Raw genomic sequence first — 20,708 nt, 5'->3', positions numbered from 1 at the left:
GAATCAAGCGCTACGGTGACGTTCGCCGGTCGGATGTCGGCGGCTCCGGTCTGCTCGACTGCAGCGTCAGGGTCGGCTTGCGCGGCGGCGGCGGCGGCGGCGGCGACAGGACGGGCGGCTCGGGTTCGAGCGGCGGCGCGCGCCGGCCCTCGCCCGCGAGGTCGGTGGGGAACGTGCAGGTGACGCGGGTGCCGCTGCCCGGCGCGGTCTCCAGCTGCACCCGTCCCCCGTGCAGCTCGACGAAGGAGCGCACGATCGACAGGCCGAGGCCGACGCCCCGGTGGCGGGTTCCGAGGGTGTGGCTCTCGAAGCGGTTGAACACCGAATCGGCGATCTCGGGCGGCATGCCCCGGCCGTGGTCGCGCACGCTGAGGAGAAGCTCCTGCGCGGTCCGGCGGGCATGGACCTCCACGCGCTGGCCGGCATCCGAGAAGCCGACGGCGTTCGAGAGCAGGTTGAACAGGATCTGGCGCACCCGCTTCCCGTCGGCGTGGACGCTGCCGATATCCTCCGGCACGTCGAGGGCGAGGGTGATGTGCGATTCGGCGAGCCGGTCCTCGATGCCGCGGACGGCGGCCTCGACGGTGGCCTGGACGTCGACCTCCTCCCGCTGCAGCTCCAGCGAGCCGGCGTCGATCGAGGCGAGGTCGAGGATGTCGTTGATGATGACGAGCAGCGCCGCCGAGGAGCGCATGATGTGGTCGGAATACTCGCGCTGGCGCTCGTTGAGCGCGCCGACGGTCTCGTCGCCGAGAAGCTGGGTGAAGCCGATGATGTTGGTGAGCGGGGAGCGCAGCTCGTAGGAGACGTGGTGCACGAAGGTGTCGCGCAGCTGCGCGGCCTTCTCCAGGGCATCGTTCTTCTCGGTGAGCGCCCGCTCGACGTTCACACTCGCCGTGACGTCGATCAGGGTCAGGAGCGTCGCGCCCTCCGGGAGCGGCTGCGCGGCGCAGTCGAGCACGGTGCCGTCGACCACCTCGAGGCGGCACGTCCGGGCCGTGCGCGATTCGAGGCCGACCACCGCGTCGCGGATGTCGAGCCACGGCTCCTCGACGGGGGCGAGCGCCCGGCAGGCGGCGATCACCGCGTCCACGTGCGGGCGCTCCTCGATCATCTCCGGGTCGAGCCGCCACACGGTGAAGAAGGCGCGGTTGGCGAGGGACAGGCGCCCGTCCGCGCCGAACACGGCCACCGGCTCGGCCAGCGTGTCCAGGGTCTCGGCCTGCAGGCGGCGCAGGGCGTTGTAGCGGGACTCGGCGTTCAGGCGGTCGGAGACGTCGTCGAACAGGTAGGTCAGGCCGCCCTGCGGGTTCGGGTCCGCGACCACGCGCAGGGTCCGGCCGTCGGGCAGGTACCACCAGGTCTGGTTCGCCTCCGCGGCCCGGTAGGCGGACAGAACGCCCTGCTTCCAGCCGCGGAAATCCGCGTGCTCCTCGAGCTTCCGCTCCGCCCGCAGGTGGTCGAGGATCTCGCCGTCAGAGGGACGCCCGTCGAGGAAGGCCTGGTCGAGGTCCCAGAGCTGCCGGTAGGCGGCGTTGTGGAAGATCAGCCGCTGCGAGACGTCGAACATCGCGACCGCGGTCGGCAGCTGGTCCAGGGTCCGCACGTTGGCGTTCATCTGCCGCTGCAGGTCGGCGCGCACGCTCTCGAGTTCCGACACGTCGATGGCGATGCCGACGCGGCCGGTCTCCAGCCCGGTCTCGAATACGTCGAGCATCCGCCGGTTCCCGGCCACGATGGCCGAGAGGCGCGGGACGCTCCGGGTCAGGCCGGCGAACCGGGCTGCCTCCTCGCGAGCGATCGTCTCGCGGGCCGGCCGGTCGAACAGCTCCAGGCCGGCATCGAGGGCGGCCTCGCGGCTCTCCGCCTCGACCGCCGCCACGTAGGCGGCGTTGACCCAGCTCAGGCCACCGTCGCGGTTGCGCCGCCAGACCGGCTGGGGAATCGCGTCGAGGAGCCCCGACAGGGCCGACAGTCCCCGGCGGGTCTCGTCCAGGGTCGCGCGCAGGTCGGCGATCTCGCAGCGCTCCTGGCTGGTCTCGCGTAAGCGCAGGAGCGCCCGCCCCGCCACGGCCTGCCCGTGGGCCTCGATGTTGCGGCCGGTCTGGGTCCGCAGGCTCAGCGCGAAGCTGGTGCCGCGCGCCCGCAGGGTCTCCACGGCGGCCTCGACGGCGGCCGCGTCCGCGGCGACGAGCCACGTGCCGAAGGCCAGGACGCGGCGGGCGTAACCGGAGGTCGGTCGCTCGCCGTGGATCGCGAGGCTGATGTCGCCCTCGACCACCGGCTCGCTGCGATGATCCCAGGTGACGATGATCTGCCGCTCGGCGTTGAGGAGCATCTCGGCCCGGTCATGGGCGCCGCGCAGGACGTCGAGCGTCGCGGCGAGCTCGCGCTCGCGGCGGGTCCACCGGCCGCGCTCGTAGAGGTGCAGAAGCGACAGGATCACCGCGAAGGCCACGAGGCCGCCGAAGATCGCCAGGGCGGCCACGCTGTGGATCTCCCGCGCGGGATGCGCGGCGGCGGCCTCCGGCAGCTCGGCGAAGGCCGCGCTCGCCGTCGTCAGCGCGAGCGCGCCCACGCCGATCCGAACGTGTGTCGCACGACCGACACCCATGGTTTGCCCCGCCCCCGTACCCGATGGCTGTCCGACCGGCGCGCGTCGCCGCGCGGCGCAGAAGGCACCGTTCCCGCGGCGATTCTCCCCAACCGCCGCAGCCCCATCGATCTAAGATTCGCCCGCACTCTAGGTGCGGCGGAATCGCCCCGGAAGGGGAACGAAGCGTGGCTTTGGGCAAAGTCGGCATAATCAGCCGTTAACGACACACAGAAGACACAGTTCGATTCGGCCGTCTGCGCTTGACAAACGAGAAGGCCCGGCGCAGCGCGCCGGGCCTCCAAATCTCTCCACCGGGCCGCGCCGCCGGATCGCGGTGGCACGGTGCCGGCCCCGGAAACGAGGCCGTCCGCGCCACCGGCGATGCGGGCTCAGTAGCGGTAGTGCTCGGGCTTGAACGGGCCGCTCTCGGAGACGCCGATATAGGCGGCCTGATCGGGGCGGAGCTTCGAGAGCTTCACGCCGATCTTCTCCAGATGCAGGGCGGCGACCTTCTCGTCGAGGGTCTTCGGCAGGGTGTAGACCTGCTTCTGGTACTTGCCCGGGTTGGACCAGAGCTCGATCTGGGCCAGCGTCTGGTTGGTGAACGAGGCCGACATCACGAAGGACGGGTGACCGGTGGCGTTGCCGAGGTTCACCAGGCGACCCTCCGACAGGAGGATGATGCGGTGGCCGTCCGCGAAGGTGATCTCGTCCACCTGCGGCTTGATGTTCGACCACTTGAGGTTCTTCAGGCCGGCGACCTGAATCTCGTTGTCGAAGTGGCCGATGTTGCAGACGATCGCCCGGTCCTTCATCGCCCGCATGTGGTCGATGGTGATGATGTCCTTGTTGCCGGTGGCGGTGACGAAGATGTCGGCGCGCGGGGCCGCATCCTCCATGGTCACGACCTCGTAGCCCTCCATCGCGGCCTGGAGCGCGCAGATCGGGTCGATCTCCGACACGAGCACGCGGCAGCCGGCGTTGCGCAGGGACGCGGCCGAACCCTTGCCCACGTCGCCGAAGCCCGCGACCATCGCGACCTTGCCGGCCATCATAACGTCGGTGCCGCGGCGGATGCCGTCGACCAGCGACTCCTTGCAGCCGTACAGGTTGTCGAACTTCGACTTGGTGACCGAGTCGTTCACGTTGATCGCCGGGAAGAGCAGCTTGCCCTCCTTGGCCAGCACGTAGAGGCGGTGGACGCCCGTGGTGGTCTCCTCGGAGACGCCCTTGATGCTGTCGGCGAGGCCGGCGAACCAGCCCTTCGGCTTCTCGGCGAGCTTGCGCTTGAGGAGCGCGAAGAAGACCTCCTCCTCCTCGCTGGCCGGCTTGTCGAGGAACGCGGTGTCGCCGTTCTCGGCGCGCAGGCCGAGATGGACGAACATGGTCGCGTCGCCGCCGTCGTCGAGGATCATGTTCGGCATGCCGCCGTCGTGCCAGTCGAACAGGCGCGAGGTGTAGTCCCAGTACTCCTCCAGGGTCTCGCCCTTCACGGCGAAGACCGGGATGCCGGCGGCCGCGATGGCGGCGGCGGCGTGGTCCTGGGTCGAGTAGATGTTGCACGAGACCCAGCGGATGTCGGCGCCGAGCGCCTTCAGGGTCTCGATCAGCACGGCGGTCTGGATCGTCATGTGGAGCGAGCCGGCGATCTTCGCGCCCTTCAGGGGCTGCGCGGCGCCGTACTCCTCGCGGACCGCCATCAGGCCCGGCATCTCCGTCTCGGCGATCGAGATCTCCTTCCGGCCGTAATCGGCCAGCCCGATATCCTTGACGATAAAATCCTTGGCCATGAGTCGATGGCTCCGTGTTCGCGTTGCGGGTCGGGGCAACCCCCTACCACCGCGCGGCCTACGAAGCAATCAAGACATAAAGATGTCTTTATGCGTTCTGATCGGCGGGGCGGCCGCGCGAACGCCCGCCCCGCCCCGGATCAGGTCCCGCCCGCCGCTCAGCGGGTCGGCCGCGCCAGCCACCCGAGGCCGAACGCGACGGCGGCCACAAGGGCGAGGGTCGTGCCGCGGTTCTCGTCCGCGCGCGCCGCGAGGGTGCGCCCGTGGCGCACGGCGCGGTCGCGGTAGTGCTGGCCGCGCTCGAGCGCCTCGTCCGCCAGGGCGTGCCCGCGCTCGCTGGCGTCGCGGAACCGGGCGCGCCCCTCCTCGACGAGGTGCTCGCCGCCGTCGCGCAGGTCGCGGACCGTATCCCGGGCCTCGCCGTAGGCGTACTGGGCAGCGCCGGCGGCCTGATCGTAGGCGCCGTCGAGCTGGTCGACGGCCCGGCCGCGCACCGCGCCCGCCGCCGTCTTGATCCGGCCGCGCAGATGGCGAACGCCGCCCTCGAGATGATCCCTGTTCATGCTGTCTCTCCATTCCGGCGCGCGCCCCGGGGACGCGACGCCTGCGTCGGGGCGGAACGACGGCGGAAGGCTACGGTTCCCTGAGGAGCGGCGGAACGGCCTCAAGTTTCCGTGCATCGGCGAGCCGGCGCTGGAAACAGGTCCGGACCGGCGAAGCGTCCAGGAGGGGCGCGGCGTCAATCGCCGGGATCAGATCGAGGCACATCGCGGCCGGGCGGGTGCTCCGATCTCTGCGCACGACTCGGCCTGTTCTGGATCGCGCCGCCGCGGTGACTTGCCAGGCGGCGGGAACGTCTCGGGCCGAGGCCTAGATCTCGATCTCGGTGCCGACCTCGACGACCTGCCGGGTCGGCACGCCGAAGAAGGCGCCGGTGCGCTCGGCGTTGCGCTGCATGAAGGCGAACAGGTTCTCCCGCCAGGGCGCCATGCCCCGCTTGTCCCGTCGCGGGATGATCGTCTCGTGCCCGACGAAGACGGTCATGTCGTCGAGGACGTGCGGCGGCAGGTGGCGCGATTCCACCGCGCAGGCCAGCCCCTCGGGGATCGAGGCCTCCTCCATGAAGCCGTAGCGGAGGATCACCCGGTAGAAATCCGGCGCCAGGATCGTCACGTGGGCGCGCCGGTCCCGCGGGACGGTGGGCGTCTCCTCGTAGAGCGCCGTGATGATCAGGATGCGCTCCATCAGGGCGTGGTTGCGCTCGACGAAGCGCGAGAGATGCAGCGGGATGCCGTGCTCGGCCGCCGAGAGGAACGCGGCCGTGCCCGGCAGCCGCAGCAGGTCACGGTGCTGGAGACCGCCGAGGAAGACGTCCTCCGGCAGGCGCAGGGCGGCCCTCGCTTCCTCGACCAGCTCGTTTCCCTTCTTCCAGGTCAGCATCATCGCGGCGACGAGCCCGGCGAGCACCAGGGGAAACCAGCCGCCCTCGAGGATCTTCACGCTGTTGGCGGCGAAGAACACGAGGTCGATGCCGAGGAAGAAGCCGTTGACCACGAAGACCAGGATCGGGTTGTAGCCCCAGCGGAGCGCGATCAGCGCGGCGAGCAGCGTGGTGATGCCCATCAGCATCGAGACCGCGATGCCGTAGGCGCCGGCCAGGGCGTCGGAGGAGCCGAAGACCACCACGGCCGTCAGGGTCGCCACGGCGAGCAGCCAGTTCACCGCCGGCACGTAGATCTGGCCGCGCTCCTCGTGCGCCGTCTGGACGATGCGCATGGCCGGCAGGAAGCCGAGCTGGACCGATTGCTGGGTCAGGGAGAACACGCCCGAGATGATCGCCTGCGAGGCGATGATGGTCGCCATCGTGGCGAGCGCGACCAGGGGCAGATGGCCCCAGTCGGGGCTGAGGCGGAAGAACGGGTTCTCCAGGGCGTCGGGCGCGGCGATCAGCAGGGCGCCCTGGCCGAAATAGTTGAGCACCAGCGCCGGCAGGACCAGCGCGAACCACGCGATGCGGATCGGCAGGGCGCCGAAATGGCCGAGATCGGCGTACATCGCCTCGCCGCCGGTCACCGCCAGGAAGGCCGCGCCGAGCATCGCGAAGCTGACGTGCCAGCCGGCATGGAGCATGAAATCGACGGCCCGGAACGGGTTCGCCGCCGCCAGGATCTCGGGCTTGGCGACGATCCCGGCGATCCCGAGGAGCCCGAGGACAACGAACCAGACGAGCATGACCGGTCCGAACACCCGGCCGATGGCGGCGACGCCCTTGTGCTGGACCAGGAACAGCCCGACCAGGATCACCAGCGTGATCGGCACGACGTACGGCCCGAGTGACGGCGCGTCGACCTTCAGGCCCTCGATCGCCGACAGCACCGAGATCGCCGGCGTGATCGCGCCGTCGCCGTAGAGCAGCGCCGCGCCCACCAGCCCGACCACCAGGAGCAGCGCCTTCCACGTGCCAGGCCGGGCCTGACGGGCGCCGAGCAGCGCCAGCATGGCGACGATGCCGCCCTCGCCGCGGTTGTCGGCGCGCAGGATCAGCACCGCGTATTTCAGCGACACGATCAGGATCAGGCCGCCGGCGGTCGCGGCCTTTACCGCCTCCTTGAACGCGTAGAGCGGGCTCGTGCCGATATCGCCGTACACGACGCCCAGCGCGCCGAACACGAGGGCGGGCCGGAGCCTGTCACGCGCCGCTTCCGCGTCGACCGCGCCGGTCTCGGATCGGGGACTCGCCGCCGGGGCAAGGGTCTGGCTCACCGCAGGATTCCCCCACGGCGCCACCCGGCCTCGACCATCCGGGCGCCGGGCGCGACGCCGTGGCGGTAAAGCTAGGGGCCACGGCCGCGCTGTCCAGCGACGCTCTCGCGGCGCTCAGATCGAGCCGGTCAGCTCCTCCGGGCAGGCGTCGCCACGGCGCAGACAGAATACGGGCGCGCCGGCATGACGGGCGATGGCCGCGGCCACGGTCGCGGCGGGCGCCGGCGCGCCCAGGCTCTCGCTGACCACCACCGCGCGCAGCGGCACATCGTGGAGCCGCAGGGTCTCGCAGGCCGTGAGCGCGTGGCTGATCGCCCCGAGATAGCTCCCCGAGACGAGGAGCGCCGGGACGCCGAGCGCGCGGAGCCAGTCCAGGCCGGTGGCGGCCTCCGTGACCGGGCTCATGAGCCCGCCGACACCCTCGATCAGCAGCGTGTCCTGGGTGCGGGCGATCTCAGCCCGGCACCAGCCGACGAGGTCGGCGAGGTCCAGGGTGCGCCCCTCCAGCACGGCGGCCTGATCCGGCGAGAGCGGTGCCGCGAATCGCCAGGGCGAGCAGGCCTCCACGGCCTCCTCGTCCAGGGCGAGCCCCTGCGCGTCCAGCAGCCGGGCGGTGTCGCTCTCGACGAAGCCGGGATCGCTGAGCGGCGGGACACCGCTCGCGAGCGGCTTCACCGTCCGGACCGCCCGGCCCTGCGCCCGCAGGCGGCGGGTCAGGGCGGCGGTGACGTAGGTCTTGCCGATCTCGGTCCCGGCCCCGGCGATGAACAGCGCCCGCGCGGGCATCCCCGCCTCAGGCCTGGAGGCTGCCGTGGCAGTGCTTGTACTTCTTGCCCGAGCCGCACGGGCACGGCTCGTTGCGGCCGACGCGGCCCCAGGTGGCGGCGTCGGTCGGGTCGCGCTCCAGCACGGCGCCATCCGCCGCGAGGCCCTGCGCCGCGAAGCCGTAGGCCGGTCCCCCGCCGCCGTCGCTGCCCGAGCCGAGGCCGGCGTAGTCCATCTCGTTCTCGCCGGTGACCGGGTCGAGATGCTGGGCGAACATCGGCGGCAGCGCCGGACCGCCGGGCGGGTACTCCTCCTGCGGCTCCTGCATCATGATCTCGACCCGCGAGAGCTGCGCGGTCACCTGCTCGCGCAGGGCGGTCACGAGACCGTTGAACAGGTCGAAGGCCTCGGACTTGTACTCGTTCAGCGGGTCCCGCTGGGCGAAGCCGCGCCAGCCGATCACCTGCCGGAGGTGGTCCAGCGTCACGAGGTGCTCGCGCCAGAGATGGTCGAGCGTCTGCAGGAGGACCTGCTTCTCGATATAGGCCGTGACCTCGGCGCCGTTCTTCTCGGTCCGCTCGGCGTAGGCGGTCTCGGCCGCCTTGAGCAGGCGCTCGCGCATCTCCTCGTCGGCGATGCCCTCTTCCTTGGCCCAGTCCTCGACCGGCACGTCGAGGTTGAGGATCTCCTTCACCTGCTCGCGCAGGCCGGCGACGTCCCACTGCTCGGCGTAGGCGTTCTCCGGGATGTGGCGGGCGACGAGGTCGTCGATCACGCCCTCGCGCATCTCGTCCACGGTCTCGCGGACGCTGTCCTGGCCCATGAAGTCGCGGCGCTGCTCGAACACGACCTTGCGCTGGTCGTTCATGACGTTGTCGTACTTGAGCACGTTCTTGCGCATGTCGAAGTTGCGCGCCTCGACCTTCTGCTGCGCCTTCTCGATCGCCTTGTTGATCCAGGGGTGGATGATCGCCTCGCCCTGCTCCAGGCCGAGCTTCTGCAGCATCCCGTCCATGCGGTCGGAGCCGAAGATGCGCATCAGGTCGTCCTGAAGCGACAGGTAGAACTTCGAGCGGCCGGGATCGCCCTGGCGCCCGGATCGGCCGCGGAGCTGGTTGTCGATGCGCCGCGATTCGTGACGCTCGGTGCCGATGATGTAGAGGCCGCCGGGCAGCGCCTTCTTGCGGCCCGCCTCCGGATCGGCCGGCTCGCCCGAGGCCAGCACCTTGGTGCGGTTCTCGGCGATCTCCGCCTTGATCGCCGCGATGGCGGCGTCGCGCTCCGGACCGTCGGCGAGGTGGCCCAGCTCCTTCTCGATCCGCATCTCGAGGTTGCCGCCGAGTTTGATGTCGGTGCCGCGGCCGGCCATGTTGGTGGCGATGGTGATCGCGCCCGGCACGCCCGCCTCGGCCACGATGTAGGCCTCCTGCTCGTGGAATCGGGCGTTGAGCACGGCGAAGCGCTTGGTCACCCGGCCCTCGCGGGCGGCGGCGTAGACGTCGGTCAGCGCGTTCGGGTCGGAGTAGTCGAGCAGGCTGTAGCCGGCCTTCTTGAGCATCTCGGCGAGGTGCTCCGACTTCTCGATCGAGCCGGTGCCGACCAGGATCGGTTGATGGCGGCTATGCGCCTTGTCGATCTCCGCGATGATGCCGTCGTACTTCTCGCCGACGGTGCGGTAGACCTCGTCGTCCTCGTCGACGCGCTCGACCTCCTTGTTGGTCGGGATGTCGACCACGTCGAGCTTGTAGATCTCGGCGAACTCGTCGGCCTCGGTCGAGGCGGTTCCGGTCATGCCGGCGAGCTTCTTGTAGAGGCGGAAGTAGTTCTGGAAGGTGATCGAGGCCAGCGTCTGGTTCTCGGGCTGGATGGTGACCCGCTCCTTGGCCTCCAGCGCCTGATGGAGCCCCTCGGAGTAGCGCCGGCCCTGCATCATGCGGCCGGTGAACTCGTCGATGATCACCACCTCGTCGTTCTTGACGATGTAGTCCTTGTCGCGGGTGAACAGCGTGTGGGCGCGCAGGGCCTGGTTCACGTGGTGGACCAGCGTGACGTTGTGGGCGTCGTAGAGGTCGCCCTCCTTCAGGAGGCCGGCCTCGCGCATCGCCTCCTCGATGAACTCGTTGCCCTCCTCGGTCAGCGAGACCGTGCGCTGCTTCTCGTCGAGGTCGTAGAACTCCTTGCGCAGGCGCGGCATCAGCGCGTCGACCGCCACGTAGAGTTCCGACCGGTCATCCACCGGCCCTGAGATGATCAGCGGCGTGCGCGCCTCGTCGATCAGGATCGAATCGACCTCGTCGACGATCGCGAAGTTGTGCCCGCGCTGTGCCAGCTGGGACAGCTCGTACTTCATGTTGTCGCGCAGGTAGTCGAAGCCGTACTCGTTGTTGGTGCCGTAGGTGATGTCGCAGGCGTAGGCCTCCTTGCGCTGCGCATCGTCGAGCCCGTGCACGATCGTGCCGACGGAGAGGCCCAGGAACTGGTAGACCTGACCCATCCACTCGGCGTCGCGCGAGGCGAGGTAGTCGTTCACGGTGACGACGTGGACACCCTTGCCCTCCAGAGCGTTGAGGTAGACCGGCAGCGTCGCCACCAGGGTCTTGCCCTCGCCGGTCTTCATCTCGGCGATGCCGCCCTCGTGGAGCACCATGCCGCCGATGAGCTGCACGTCGAAGTGGCGCTGGCCGAAGACGCGCTTGGCCGCCTCGCGCACCGTGGCGAAGGCCGGCACGAGGATGTCGTCGAGACTCTTGCCGTTAGCGAGTTCGGCCTTCAGCATGTCGGTGCGGGCGCGCAGGGCCTCGTCCGAGAGGGCCTGGATCTCCGGTTCCAGCGCGTTGATCTGCGCGACGCGCGGGCGGTAGCCCTTGACGCGGCGGTCATTCGAGGAGCCGAAAATCTTCTTGGCGATGGAGCCGAGCATCATAGACCTGCGGACGCGCGAGCCCGCCCACGGGTGAGCGTGGCGGGCCGGCCTGGACGGAGTTGGCCGGGCTTATAGAGGTAAACATCGCCCGGCGCACCTGGAAGGGGCAGCCCTCAACGCATGCCGGTACGGTCACGGTTCCGGCACCGGTGAAATGGCCGCGCTTGCCTTCTCGCCCGACGCGGGCCACCTGTGCCGCGGCGCGACGCCCGGCCGATCCGGCGCGGCGCCGAGACGTGAGCCGAGGACTTCGCCCGTATGCCGAACACCGCCCTTCTCCGGCGCGTCAGCGCGCTCGCCGTCATGGTCGCGATGCCGGGACTGGCGCTGGCCCAGGCACCCCAGAGGGCCCCGACGCCGGCCGCCAACACGCCGGCCGCCGCTTCCCCCGCCGCCCAGAGCGCCGCCCCAGCCGCCGTGCCGGGCGCCGATGCGGTCGTGGCGAGCGTGAACGGCAAGCCGATCACGCAGGGCGACCTCGCCATCGCGGCCGATGACCCGGCCCTGTCACTGCCCGGCGTCGACGAGGCCCAGAAGAAGAGCCTGCTCGTCGACTACATGGTCGACCTCCGCGTCGGCGCGCAGGCCGCCGAGGCCGCCAAGATCGGCGACTCGCCCGAGTTCAAGCGCAAGCTCGCCTACTTCCGCGACAAGCTCCTGCTCGATGACTACCTGGAGCAGGAGGCCAAGCGCGCGGTCACGCCCGAGGCGGAGCACGCGATCTACGACCAGACCGTCAAGCTGATGAAGCCCGAGGAGGAGGTGCACGCCCGCCATATCCTCGTGGACAACGAGGCCGAGGCGAAGAAGATCGCCGCGCGCATCAAGGGCGGCGAGGACTTCGCCAAGGTCGCCGCCGAGGCGTCCAAGGACCCGGGCTCGAAGGCCGAGGGCGGCGATCTCGGCTGGTTCACCAAGGAGCGGATGGTGCCCGACTTCGCCAACGCCGCCTTCGCGATGAAGCCCGGCCAGGTCTCCGACCCGATCAAGACCCAGTTCGGCTGGCACGTGATCAAGGTCGAGGAGAAGCGGACCAAGCCGCAGCCGACCTTCGACGAGCTCAAGGAGCAGATCGACCAGCACCTGATCCGCAAGGCGCAGCAGGACATGATCCTGAAGCTCCGCTCGGAGGCCAAGATCGACCGCGCCGACACGCCGCCGGCGGCTCAGACCGCGCCCGAACCGAAGAAGTGACGGTTCAAGGCTGACAGGCGCGGCCCCGCGGGGCCGCGCCCCGTCGTCAGTACGGCCGATCCGGGACGAGGTAGCTGGATCGCGCCGGGGCCGGCTGGGGCGTGATGCCGAGGGCCGAGAGCTCGGCGCCGCGGCGCCCCTCGGCGATTCTGTCGAGCACCGCGATCAGCAGCCACGGACACGCGATGCCGATGAAGAACGCCATGTGATCCTCCCGCGCCGAACCGATGGGCCCGTTCGGCTTAGGAAAATAATAGGCGGGCCGGGCCGCGCCGCAAGCGGCATCCCGGCCGGGATCTCAGATCCAGCCCTGGAGCTCGCGGCGCACGACGTGCTCGATCACGCGCATGCCGAGGTCGCTGTCGTTCAGGCAGGGGATGTAGGCGAAGCGCTCGCCGCCGTTCTCCTCGAAATAGTGCCGGTTCTCGCCGTCGAGCTCCTCGAGGGTTTCCAGGCAGTCCGCCGTGAAGCCCGGGGCGACGATCGCCATCCGCTTCACGCCCGACTTCGCGAGTTCCATCACCGTCTCGTCGGTGTAGGGCTTCAGCCACTCCTCGTTGCCGAAGCGCGACTGGAAGGTGACCCGCATCTTCTCCGGAGACAGGCCGAGCGCCTCGCGGATCAGGCGCCCGGTCTTGTGGCACTGACAATGGTACGGGTCGCCCTTGAGCAGGTAGCTCCGCGGCACGCCGTGGAACGAGGTGAGGATCACCTCCGGCTCGAAGTCGAGCTTGGCCAGGCCCTCGCGGATCGAATCGGCCATGGCAGCGATGTAGACCGGGTCGTCGTGATAGGGCGGCGAGACCCGCACCGTGGGCTGCCAGCGCATGTCCATCAGCGCCCGGAAGGCCTGATCGCAGGCCGTGGCCGAGGTCGCGGCGGCGTATTGTGGGTAGAGCGGCACCAGCAGGATCCGGTCGCAGCCCTGGTCGAGCAGCGCCTGGATCCGGCCGGCGACCTCGGGCTTGCCGTAGCGCATCGCCCAGTCGACGACCACGGACTCGCCCATGGCCGCCTGGAGGCGCTCGCTCTGGCCGCGCGTGATCGTCTTCAGCGGCCCCTCGTTGAGCGCGTTGTTCCAGACGCTGGCGTAGTCGCGGCCCTTCGGCCCGGGGCGCTTCGTCAGGATGATCAGGTTGAGGAGCGGCCACCAGATCAGCCGCGGCACCTCGATCACCCGGCGGTCCGACAGGAACTCCTTGAGATACCGGCGCATCGGCCAGTAGGACGTGCCCTCGGGTGTCCCGAGATTCATCAGGAGCACGCCGACGCGGCCCCAGGCCACTTTCGGGTGGTCGGCCGGAAGGGTGCTCGCCGCGGGCTGCAGCGGTGCGAGGGGCCGGCCATTCGCCAGCGCGGCGGGTTCGACGCGTTCGTTCATGGCAGCGTTCCGGCGCCGCGCGCCGAGATCCTTCCTCTGGCTTCCGATATCCGGCGGCCGGCGCGTACGCCCTGGTACGCCTCGGCTTGGCCGGCGCTTAAACCCCGTCGGGTGCGCTTCCATGTAGGGTGCGAAGCCGCCCGGCGAAGGGCGGACGCGACATGCCGCACCGCGACAGGCCGCGCGCTCGACCCCCGTCCCTAAACACGGGCGGCTCCCGGCCGCAACCGCCGCGCCGATGACGGTGCGCGTCCGCCTCCTATCTCGGCGTGGAAACCGATCGCGAGAGACCATGGCCGCCACACCCGTCGCCGACGCCCTCACGGCCTTCCGCGCCTCCGGTTCGCCCTGGCTGAGCCTGCCGTTCTTCGCCGGCGGGGAGGCCGACGCCGTGGCGGCGCGGGTCGATGCCCGAATCGCCGCGGGCGCCCGCGTCCTGCCGGCACCGGACCGGATCTTCCGCGCCTTGGCCGAGACCCCGCAGCCGGACGTGCGGGCCGTGATCCTCGGGCAGGACCCCTACCCGACACCGGGCGACGCCAACGGCCTCGCCTTCTCGTTCGTGGGCTCCGGTCGCCTGCCCGCCTCGCTGAAGGTGATCCTGGCGGAGGCGGGATCCGACCGCGCCGCCGGCGGCGACCTGACGCCCTGGGCGCGGCAGGGCGTGCTCCTGCTCAACAGCGCGCTCACCGTCGAGGCCGGCAAGGCCGGGGCGCACCTGCGCTACGGCTGGGCCGCGCTGACCGATCAGGCCGTGAGCGCCGTCTCGGCCCGCGCGGAGCCCGCCGTGTTCCTGCTCTGGGGCGCCCAGGCGCGGGCCAGGGCCGCGCTCATCGACGCGACCCGCCACGGCGTGTTCGAGAGCGGACACCCGTCGCCGCTCAACCGGGCGCGGGATTTCCCCGGCTCCGACCCGTTCGGCCGGGCCAACCGGTGGCTCGCCGCGCACGGGCGCCCGCCGATCGACTGGCGCCTCGGCTGAGGCCGGCGGCGATCCCGCGAATGGGCTATTGCGGCTTGGCGGGCTCGGCGGGCTTCGCCGGCGCGGCGGGGTCCTGGCCGGCGGGCAGGAGCACGTTCTTGGCCACCGTGCCCTCGGGCCCGTACTCGCCGGCCACCGCGAGGCAGGCCTGGTCGCGGTTCTGCGCCATCTGGTTCGACATCAGCGTGAACATGGTCTGCACCCGGTTGCCGAACGGTCCGCGCGGCTGGACGTCGCCGATCTGCACGTTCTGCTTCGCCAGCAGGGCCTCGAACTGGTCGCTGCCGATCCGGTAGCCGCAGACGTTCGAGGCCGCGAAGATGTAGGCGGCGAATTCCAGGGCCCGCGGCGACGGGGCGTTCCGGATCTGCGCCTGCGCCGGCAGGGCCGCGAGCGTGACGGCGGCGAGGAGTGTGATCCGGGTCGTTGTGGGGCGCATGCGCGGCGGTTCCTCGATCGGGGGCGGCCTCTCGCGGGCCGCCTCTGGCGGGCGGGACATAGGCCGGACCCGCGCGCGCGCCAATGCGACCGAAGATGCGACCCGAGATGTCGGCAATTCACCCGTCCCGGTTCACGGCCCGTTCGCCATAGGTCCAGTCGCCGGCCCGCGCGTCGACGAAAAGACGGTCGTTTTTCGACGGAACGCCCGGGTGAGAGAGAGTGTTAACCTGCTCGCGTCACGCCAGGACCTGCAGTGTGTCCAGATTCAGGCGGTCCGCATCGCATGTACGGCGTCCATCACCCGGCGGCCTCCATCCCACTCCCGGCTCGCGACGCCGACCGGCGCGCCCGGCCGGGTGCGCAAGGAGCCGCCAGCGCGGAGCGGCGCGGCGCGGCGGCGTTGCCGGTCGCGGCGGTCTGTCCGCACCGCGTCTCGCGCTGGGCCTGGGGCGAGGGCCTGCGGGCCGGGCAGGCCGTGGCGCTCATGGTGCAGGATCTCGGGCAGCTCGAGGCCATGCGCCTCGGCCTCACCCGCCTCGGGCTGCGCGTGGTCTGCCTCGACTGCGCCGGCCGCGACGCGGCGCTGGCGGAAAGCCTCGCGCAGTCGGGCGCCGGGCTGGTCGTGGTCGATGCCGCGCTCGCCGACGCCTATGCCGGCGTGATGGGCCGGCTCACCGCCTATCCGGCGGTGTGGTGGAACGGTCCGGGCGCCGACTACGCGAGCCTCGACCTCGCCCTCGCCGAGCACGCCTGACAACCGCCGCATCGCGGATCGCGGGCCGCGGCACCGTCGCGGACCTGAACCCTGCGTGCTACCGTCCGGCGACGCGACCGGCCCCGTGCCAGGGAGGCCGGCGCCGGGAGACGCCGCCATGACCGCAGCCCTTGCCACGGCCCACGCCGCCAGCCCGGAGGCGCCGGTGCTGTTGCGCAGCGACGCCGACGGGGTCGCGACGCTGACGCTGAACCGGCCGCAGGCCCGCAACGCCCTGTCGATGGCCCTGATGGGCGCGCTCCAGGAGCAGCTCGACGCGATCCGCGCGGATCCGTCCGTGCGGGTGGTGATCCTGGAGGGGGCCGGCCCCGCCTTCTGCGCCGGGCACGACCTCAAGGAGATGCGCGCCGATCCGTCCCGCGAGGCGACCGAGGCGGTGTTCCGCACCTGCGCCCGGCTGATGCTGAGCCTCACGCGCCTGCCGCAGCCGGTGATCGCCCGGGTGCACGGGATCGCCACCGCCGCCGGCTGCCAGCTCGTGGCCACCTGCGATCTCGCCGTGTGCGCCGAGACCGCCCGCTTCGCCACGCCGGGGGTGCAGATCGGCCTGTTCTGCTCGACCCCGATGGTCGCCCTGTCGCGCGCCGTATCGCGCAAGGCCGCCCTGGAGATGCTGCTGGTCGGTGAGCCGATCGACGCCGCGGAGGCCCTGCGGATCGGGCTGGTCAACCGCGTGGTGCCGGAGGCGGAGCTCGACGCGGCGGCGGGCGCCCTGGCGGCCCGGATCGCCGGGAAGGCCCGGCGCGTCCTGGCGATCGGCAAGGAGGCGTTCGGCCGGCAGATCGAGATGGGCCTGGAGGACGCCTACGGCTACACAGCCGAGGTCATGACCCGGAACATGATGATGGCCGACGCGCAGGAGGGGATCGACGCGTTCCTGGGCAAGCGGCCGCCCCGCTGGGAGCCGTGAGCCGGCGTCCCGGTCCGCGCACTGGCGCGATACGACGCAGGCCCTCCGGCGCGACGCGCATAGGTGATGGCGCCGCCCTGCCCTAGGATGAGGGGCCTGTCCGACCCTGCCGGGCTCGGCGCCGCCACGCGGAACGGCTGATGAGCACCCTCGACCTGCTCGGTCTGACGCTGTCCTTCTACGGCACGATGCCGCCGCCGCGGCCCCCGCGGCCGAACCGCAACGGCGCCACCTGGGCCGCCGCCGTGATCTTCGGCGGCGTCTGCCTCGCTACGATCGGGCCGATGATCACCATCTGGAGCTTCCACCGGCCCTATGCCGAGGCCAAGGCGCGCTGCATCGCCTCCGGCGGCCGGGTCCTGTACGGGGCCCTCGACGGCAGCGGACCCTATCGCTGCGAGCGGCCCGCGGCCGCCGCGGCCGCCGCGGCCATTGCGCATCCGGCCAAGCCGGCGGATTAATCCGCCCGCCGCATGCGCTTCAGGTCGATCCGGCGCCTCCCGACGCGAACCCGGATAGCCTCACCTTGGAAAACGCGATCACCCGCTGGGTCCAGTCGACCGCCCTGATGCGGTCGGATGTCGAGGCTCTGATCGGCTTCGCGCTGGCGATCGGCGTCACCCTGCACGCCCTGCTGCGCAAGCGCCGGGTCAGCGTGGCGGTGGGCTGGATCGGGCTCGCGTGGCTGTCGCCGATCTTCGGGACCGCCCTGTACCTGACCTTCGGCATCAACCGGGTCTCGCGCCGCGCGCGGCGGCTGCGGACCAAGCCGTCCGACGCGACGCAGCTGCCCGACACCGACGACGCCGTGGTGCCGGAGGCGCTCTGGCCCCTCGACCGGGCCATCCGGCGGATCACGAGCCTGCCGGCCTTCGCGGGCAACACCGTGCAGATGTTCCGCAACGGCGACGCCGGCTATCCGGTGATGCTGGCGGCGATCCGCGAGGCGCGGTCCAGCATCGGCCTGTCGAGCTACATCTTCCGGGACGACGCCACCGGCCGCGAGTTCTGCGACGCCCTCGTTGAGGCGAAGGCCCGGGGCGTGCAGGTCCGCGTCATCATCGACGGGATCGGCGGCGGCTATTTCCGCGCGCCGGTCTACCACCGCCTGACGGCCGCCGGGGTGCCGGCCGCCCTGTTCATGCACTCCGCCCTCCCCTGGCGGATGCCGTTCCTGAATCTGCGCTCGCACAAGAAGCTGCTGATCGTCGACGGGCGGATCGCCTTCACCGGCGGCCTCAACATCTCGCACCCGAACCGCGTCGCCCTGAAGCCCGAGCACCCGATCCGCGACACCCATTTCCGGATGACCGGCCCCGTGGTCGAGCAGCTCGCCGCCGCGTTCGCGGCCGACTGGGCCTTCGTGGACGGCGAGATCCTCGACGGCCCCCGGTGGTTCGTCGACCTCGAGCCCTGCGGACCGAGCGTCGCCCGGGCGGTGACCTCCGGCCCGGACGCGGACGTCGAGAAGATCGAGCAGGTCATCCTCCAGGCGCTCGCCTGCGCGCGCCGGTCGGTGCGCTTCGTGACGCCCTACTTCCTGCCCGACGAGCTGGTGACCGGCGCCCTGGCCCAGGCCGCGACCCGGGGCATCACCGTCGACGTGATCATCCCGCGGGTCAGCGACCATCCCTACATCGACTGGGCGACCCGGGCGCATCTCGACCCGCTGCTGCGGGCCGGCGTGAACGTCTGGCTCGACGAGCCGCCTTTCGACCATTCCAAGGCGATGGTGGTCGACGACATCTGGTGCTTCGTCGGCAGCGCCAACTGGGACATGCGCAGCTTCCGGCTCAATTTCGAGCTGAACGTCGAGATCATCGACGCCGACCTCGCCGCCGACCTCGACCGGTTCATGCGCGGCAAGATGGAGGCGCGGCTCAGCCGGGAGGATCTCGCCGCGCGCGGCCTGCCGATCCGTCTGCGCGACGCAGGCGTGCGACTGCTGCTGCCATACCTTTGAACCGGGCGGGGGCGTGCGCCTCCGGCGCTGGGCCGAGATGGACGACGATCGGCCGGTGATCGGAGCGTCCCCGCGGCAGCACCGCGTGCGCGTGGCAGACGAGCCCGCGGGCGAGGCAGCGGTCGAGCCGCAGCGGCAGCACCTCGACCATCGCGTGGGTCGATTGCCGCGGTCCGACGTCGCGGAAGCCCGGGATCAGCGCCGGGCCGACGATATTGTAGTCGCCGAGCACGGCCGCTCGCGGCGGCAGCTCGCTGACGATGCGCCGCAGCTGGCGCCGGTTCAGCATCTGTCCGTGCGACAGGTGGACGTTGGCCACGCCGAACTCGCCGAGATCGAGGATCTGGCAGACCCGGTGCACGAGGGCGCCGGAGGGGAGCGCGATGACCCGGGGCGGCGCCGCCCAGGGCTTCGGGCTCCACATGGCGAGCCCGTGGATCCGGCCCGGCAGGGGCGCCCAGGCGTAGTGGCCGCCGATCCGGTCCAGCAGGAAGCCGATGGCGCGGGTCGCCTCCTGCATCAGCAGCAGGTCGGGCTTCTCCTGCGCCACGAGGGCGGCGACGTCGTCCACCGCCGCGCCGGTGCGCCGCAGCAGGTTCCAGCTCACGATCTTGAAGGGCTGGTGCGGCCGCTCGGCGGGGCGGATCGGCGTGACGGGTGACGGTGCGGTGTTGGAGCGGGCCGGGCGTGCAGCAGGATTCATCGGGCCGGTCTCGTACCTCAACGCGCGGCGCTCCCGCCACCGCCACGCTCTAACGCGCCCGGAGCCGGGACGTTCGACCGCATGCGCGCCGGGCGCGGGCGCGCCGCGGTCGGCGCCGGCGCGGTCCGACCTGGGCGCCCCACAGCCCATCGCCGGGCGCCGCTTGAGGCGGACCCGGTCGGCGGCCTAAGAGCCGGCAGGGCGACGCCGGCCGCTCCGCGGAGTGCCGCGCGCCGCCATCCCACCGATCCCGTCCGGAGGCCATGACGGCGTTCAGCTTCATCCATGCCGCCGACCTGCATCTCGGCAGCCCGCTGTCGGGCCTCGCCGCGCGCGACGCGGAACTGGCCCGGCGCCTCGCCGCGGCGAGCCGGCAGGCCTTCGAGGATCTGGTGACCCAGGCGATCGAGCGGTCGGTCGCCTTCGTGGTTGTCGCGGGTGACGTCTACGACGGCGACTGGGCCGACACCACGATCGGCCTGTTCTTCGCCCGGCAGGTCGCCCGCCTCGACCGCGCCGGTATCCGGACGATCCTCGTGCGCGGCAACCACGACGCCGAGAGCGTCATCACGCGCTCGATCACGCTGCCGGAATCCGTCCACGTCTTCCCGACCGCCCGCGCCGGCACCCTGCGCCTCGACGCGCTCCGCGTCGCGGTCCACGGCCGCAGCTTCCAGGGCCGGGCGGTGGAGGAGAACCTCTCGCTCACCTACCCGGCCGCCGTGCCGGGCTGGTTCAACCTCGGGGTCCTGCACACCTCCTGCACCGGCCACGCCGCCCACGAGACCTACGCCCCCTGCTCGGTCGCCGACCTCGCGGCCCGGGGCTACGAGTACTGGGCGCTGGGCCACATCCACGAGTACGCGGAGCTGTCCCGGGATCCCTGGATCGTGTTCCCCGGCAATCTCCAGGGCCGGAGCGTGCGCGAGTGCGGCGAGAAGGGCGCCGTCGTGGTCGACGTCGCCGACGGTCGGGTGACCGGCGTCAGCCGCCTGCCCCTCGACCGGGCGCGATTCGAGCAGATCACGGTCGACCTCGCGGCGGTGGCCGACGCGCGCGGCGCCGTCGAGGCCGTCGAGGCGGCACTGAGGCCCCTGGCCGGGATCGCGGCGCGCCGGCTGCTCCTGGTCCGCGTCCACCTCGCCGGGACGACCCGGGCCCACGACGCCCTCGCGGCCGATCGCGAGTCCCTGACGGCCGAGATCCAGGCGGCCGCGCACCGGCTGCACGAGGACATCTGGCTGGAGCGCCTGAAGATCGAGACCCGCCGCCCGCGCGCCGCGGCGGAGCCGACCGGCGCCGCCATCGACCCCGCGGCCCTGCTCGCCGACCTCGACCGCGACCCCGAGTTCCGCGCCCGGGCGAAGGCGGCGCTGGCCGAGATCGGCGGCCGGATGCCCGGGACGGCCGCCGCCGAGGCCGACCTCGACGCGGAGTTCGACGCGCTCTGCGCCGAGGCCGAGGCCCTCGTCCTCGGGCGCCTCGGCGGCCGGCACTGCTGAGGCGCGCGCCCATGGACCCC

General features: G+C 71.5%; 17 protein-coding genes. 7 read left to right on the top strand and 10 right to left on the bottom strand.

The genetic code is table 11. The annotated features are described in order from the left end of the window. Positions 1-10: 10 nt before the first annotated feature. The 6 genes from ASG32_RS10095 to secA all read right to left on the bottom strand — a co-directional run bounded on the left by ASG32_RS10095 (position 11) and on the right by secA (position 10,834). The gene (locus tag ASG32_RS10095; protein WP_056525303.1) at positions 11-2,614 is read right to left on the bottom strand and encodes a PAS domain-containing sensor histidine kinase; all 2,604 of its coding nucleotides are present in this window, start codon (positions 2,612-2,614) and stop codon (positions 11-13) included. Between the two features lie 371 nt (positions 2,615-2,985). Then, a complete protein-coding gene (gene ahcY, locus ASG32_RS10090; protein WP_056525300.1) occupies positions 2,986-4,386 on the bottom strand; it encodes an adenosylhomocysteinase in 1,401 nt (466 codons plus the stop codon). 158 nt (positions 4,387-4,544) lie between these two features. Continuing rightward, a complete protein-coding gene (locus ASG32_RS10085; RefSeq protein WP_056525297.1) occupies positions 4,545-4,949 on the bottom strand; it encodes a hypothetical protein in 405 nt (134 codons plus the stop codon). A 307-nt stretch (positions 4,950-5,256) separates the two neighbouring features. Then, positions 5,257-7,149, bottom strand: a complete 1,893-nt coding sequence (locus ASG32_RS10080) for a KUP/HAK/KT family potassium transporter (protein WP_056525294.1) — start codon at positions 7,147-7,149, stop codon at positions 5,257-5,259. A gap of 114 nt (positions 7,150-7,263) precedes the next feature. Next, positions 7,264-7,935 carry a dethiobiotin synthase gene (bioD, locus tag ASG32_RS10075; protein WP_042673817.1) on the bottom strand — a complete coding sequence of 224 codons (672 nt, stop codon included), beginning with the start codon at positions 7,933-7,935 and terminating at the stop codon, positions 7,264-7,266. Between the two features lie 7 nt (positions 7,936-7,942). Further along, complete coding sequence (gene secA, locus ASG32_RS10070) at positions 7,943-10,834, bottom strand: preprotein translocase subunit SecA (protein ID WP_056526115.1); 2,892 nt, start codon at positions 10,832-10,834, stop codon at positions 7,943-7,945. Between the two features lie 261 nt (positions 10,835-11,095). Between secA and ASG32_RS10065 the strand changes: the two genes are divergently transcribed. After that, positions 11,096-12,031, top strand: coding sequence for a peptidylprolyl isomerase (locus tag ASG32_RS10065; RefSeq protein WP_056525292.1), 936 nt, complete (start codon positions 11,096-11,098; stop codon positions 12,029-12,031). A 46-nt stretch (positions 12,032-12,077) separates the two neighbouring features. Here ASG32_RS10065 and ASG32_RS34425 read toward each other — a convergent pair whose 3' ends face one another. Both ASG32_RS34425 and hemH read right to left on the bottom strand, forming a co-directional pair. Further along, on the bottom strand, positions 12,078-12,236 hold the full coding sequence (locus ASG32_RS34425; protein WP_020093373.1) for a hypothetical protein: 159 nt from the start codon (positions 12,234-12,236) through the stop codon (positions 12,078-12,080). A gap of 93 nt (positions 12,237-12,329) precedes the next feature. Then, complete coding sequence (gene hemH / locus ASG32_RS10060; RefSeq protein ID WP_042673806.1) at positions 12,330-13,412, bottom strand: ferrochelatase; 1,083 nt, start codon at positions 13,410-13,412, stop codon at positions 12,330-12,332. A gap of 292 nt (positions 13,413-13,704) precedes the next feature. Here hemH and ASG32_RS10055 point away from each other — a divergent pair, with 292 nt between their 5' ends. Further along, positions 13,705-14,394 (top strand): uracil-DNA glycosylase, encoded by a 690-nt coding sequence (locus ASG32_RS10055; protein WP_056525289.1) that lies wholly within the window; start codon positions 13,705-13,707, stop codon positions 14,392-14,394. A 25-nt stretch (positions 14,395-14,419) separates the two neighbouring features. Here ASG32_RS10055 and ASG32_RS10050 read toward each other — a convergent pair whose 3' ends face one another. Continuing rightward, positions 14,420-14,833, bottom strand: a complete 414-nt coding sequence (locus tag ASG32_RS10050) for a hypothetical protein (RefSeq protein WP_020093376.1) — start codon at positions 14,831-14,833, stop codon at positions 14,420-14,422. A 285-nt stretch (positions 14,834-15,118) separates the two neighbouring features. On the opposite strand from ASG32_RS10050, the gene ASG32_RS10045 reads away from it, so the two are divergent. The 4 genes from ASG32_RS10045 to ASG32_RS10030 all read left to right on the top strand — a co-directional run bounded on the left by ASG32_RS10045 (position 15,119) and on the right by ASG32_RS10030 (position 18,483). Then, complete coding sequence (locus ASG32_RS10045) at positions 15,119-15,589, top strand: hypothetical protein (RefSeq protein WP_056525286.1); 471 nt, start codon at positions 15,119-15,121, stop codon at positions 15,587-15,589. A 118-nt stretch (positions 15,590-15,707) separates the two neighbouring features. Then, positions 15,708-16,520, top strand: a complete 813-nt coding sequence (locus tag ASG32_RS10040) for an enoyl-CoA hydratase (RefSeq protein WP_020093378.1) — start codon at positions 15,708-15,710, stop codon at positions 16,518-16,520. Positions 16,521-16,660: 140 nt separating this feature from the next. Continuing rightward, on the top strand, positions 16,661-16,981 hold the full coding sequence (locus ASG32_RS10035; protein ID WP_056525283.1) for a hypothetical protein: 321 nt from the start codon (positions 16,661-16,663) through the stop codon (positions 16,979-16,981). A 65-nt stretch (positions 16,982-17,046) separates the two neighbouring features. Next, a complete protein-coding gene (locus tag ASG32_RS10030; RefSeq protein WP_056525280.1) occupies positions 17,047-18,483 on the top strand; it encodes a phospholipase D-like domain-containing protein in 1,437 nt (478 codons plus the stop codon). Here the strand turns inward: ASG32_RS10030 and ASG32_RS10025 are convergent. Further along, positions 18,401-19,186, bottom strand: coding sequence for an endonuclease/exonuclease/phosphatase family protein (locus ASG32_RS10025; protein WP_175556264.1), 786 nt, complete (start codon positions 19,184-19,186; stop codon positions 18,401-18,403). The two genes, ASG32_RS10030 and ASG32_RS10025, sit on opposite strands and share 83 nt — an antisense overlap. A 263-nt stretch (positions 19,187-19,449) precedes the next feature. On the opposite strand from ASG32_RS10025, the gene ASG32_RS10020 reads away from it, so the two are divergent. Next, on the top strand, positions 19,450-20,688 hold the full coding sequence (locus ASG32_RS10020) for a DNA repair exonuclease (protein ID WP_056525277.1): 1,239 nt from the start codon (positions 19,450-19,452) through the stop codon (positions 20,686-20,688). Positions 20,689-20,708: the final 20 nt, after the last annotated feature.

The organism is Methylobacterium sp. Leaf361, from assembly GCF_001424445.1.
GTDB lineage: Bacteria > Pseudomonadota > Alphaproteobacteria > Rhizobiales > Beijerinckiaceae > Methylobacterium.
Note: the sequence above shows the minus strand (reverse complement) of the source record. Positions and strands in the feature narration are given on the sequence as shown.

Coding starts and splice junctions, on each gene's coding strand:
- ASG32_RS10095 (WP_056525303.1), bottom strand. CDS start 2,614: ATGGGTGTCGGTCGTGCGACACACGTTCGGATCGGCGTGGGCGCGCTC.
- ahcY (WP_056525300.1), bottom strand. CDS start 4,386: ATGGCCAAGGATTTTATCGTCAAGGATATCGGGCTGGCCGATTACGGC.
- ASG32_RS10085 (WP_056525297.1), bottom strand. CDS start 4,949: ATGAACAGGGATCATCTCGAGGGCGGCGTTCGCCATCTGCGCGGCCGG.
- bioD (WP_042673817.1), bottom strand. CDS start 7,935: ATGCCCGCGCGGGCGCTGTTCATCGCCGGGGCCGGGACCGAGATCGGC.
- secA (WP_056526115.1), bottom strand. CDS start 10,834: ATGCTCGGCTCCATCGCCAAGAAGATTTTCGGCTCCTCGAATGACCGC.
- ASG32_RS10065 (WP_056525292.1), top strand. CDS start 11,096: ATGCCGAACACCGCCCTTCTCCGGCGCGTCAGCGCGCTCGCCGTCATG.
- ASG32_RS34425 (WP_020093373.1), bottom strand. CDS start 12,236: ATGGCGTTCTTCATCGGCATCGCGTGTCCGTGGCTGCTGATCGCGGTG.
- hemH (WP_042673806.1), bottom strand. CDS start 13,412: ATGAACGAACGCGTCGAACCCGCCGCGCTGGCGAATGGCCGGCCCCTC.
- ASG32_RS10055 (WP_056525289.1), top strand. CDS start 13,705: ATGGCCGCCACACCCGTCGCCGACGCCCTCACGGCCTTCCGCGCCTCC.
- ASG32_RS10050 (WP_020093376.1), bottom strand. CDS start 14,833: ATGCGCCCCACAACGACCCGGATCACACTCCTCGCCGCCGTCACGCTC.
- ASG32_RS10045 (WP_056525286.1), top strand. CDS start 15,119: ATGTACGGCGTCCATCACCCGGCGGCCTCCATCCCACTCCCGGCTCGC.
- ASG32_RS10040 (WP_020093378.1), top strand. CDS start 15,708: ATGACCGCAGCCCTTGCCACGGCCCACGCCGCCAGCCCGGAGGCGCCG.
- ASG32_RS10035 (WP_056525283.1), top strand. CDS start 16,661: ATGAGCACCCTCGACCTGCTCGGTCTGACGCTGTCCTTCTACGGCACG.
- ASG32_RS10025 (WP_175556264.1), bottom strand. CDS start 19,186: ATGAATCCTGCTGCACGCCCGGCCCGCTCCAACACCGCACCGTCACCC.
- ASG32_RS10020 (WP_056525277.1), top strand. CDS start 19,450: ATGACGGCGTTCAGCTTCATCCATGCCGCCGACCTGCATCTCGGCAGC.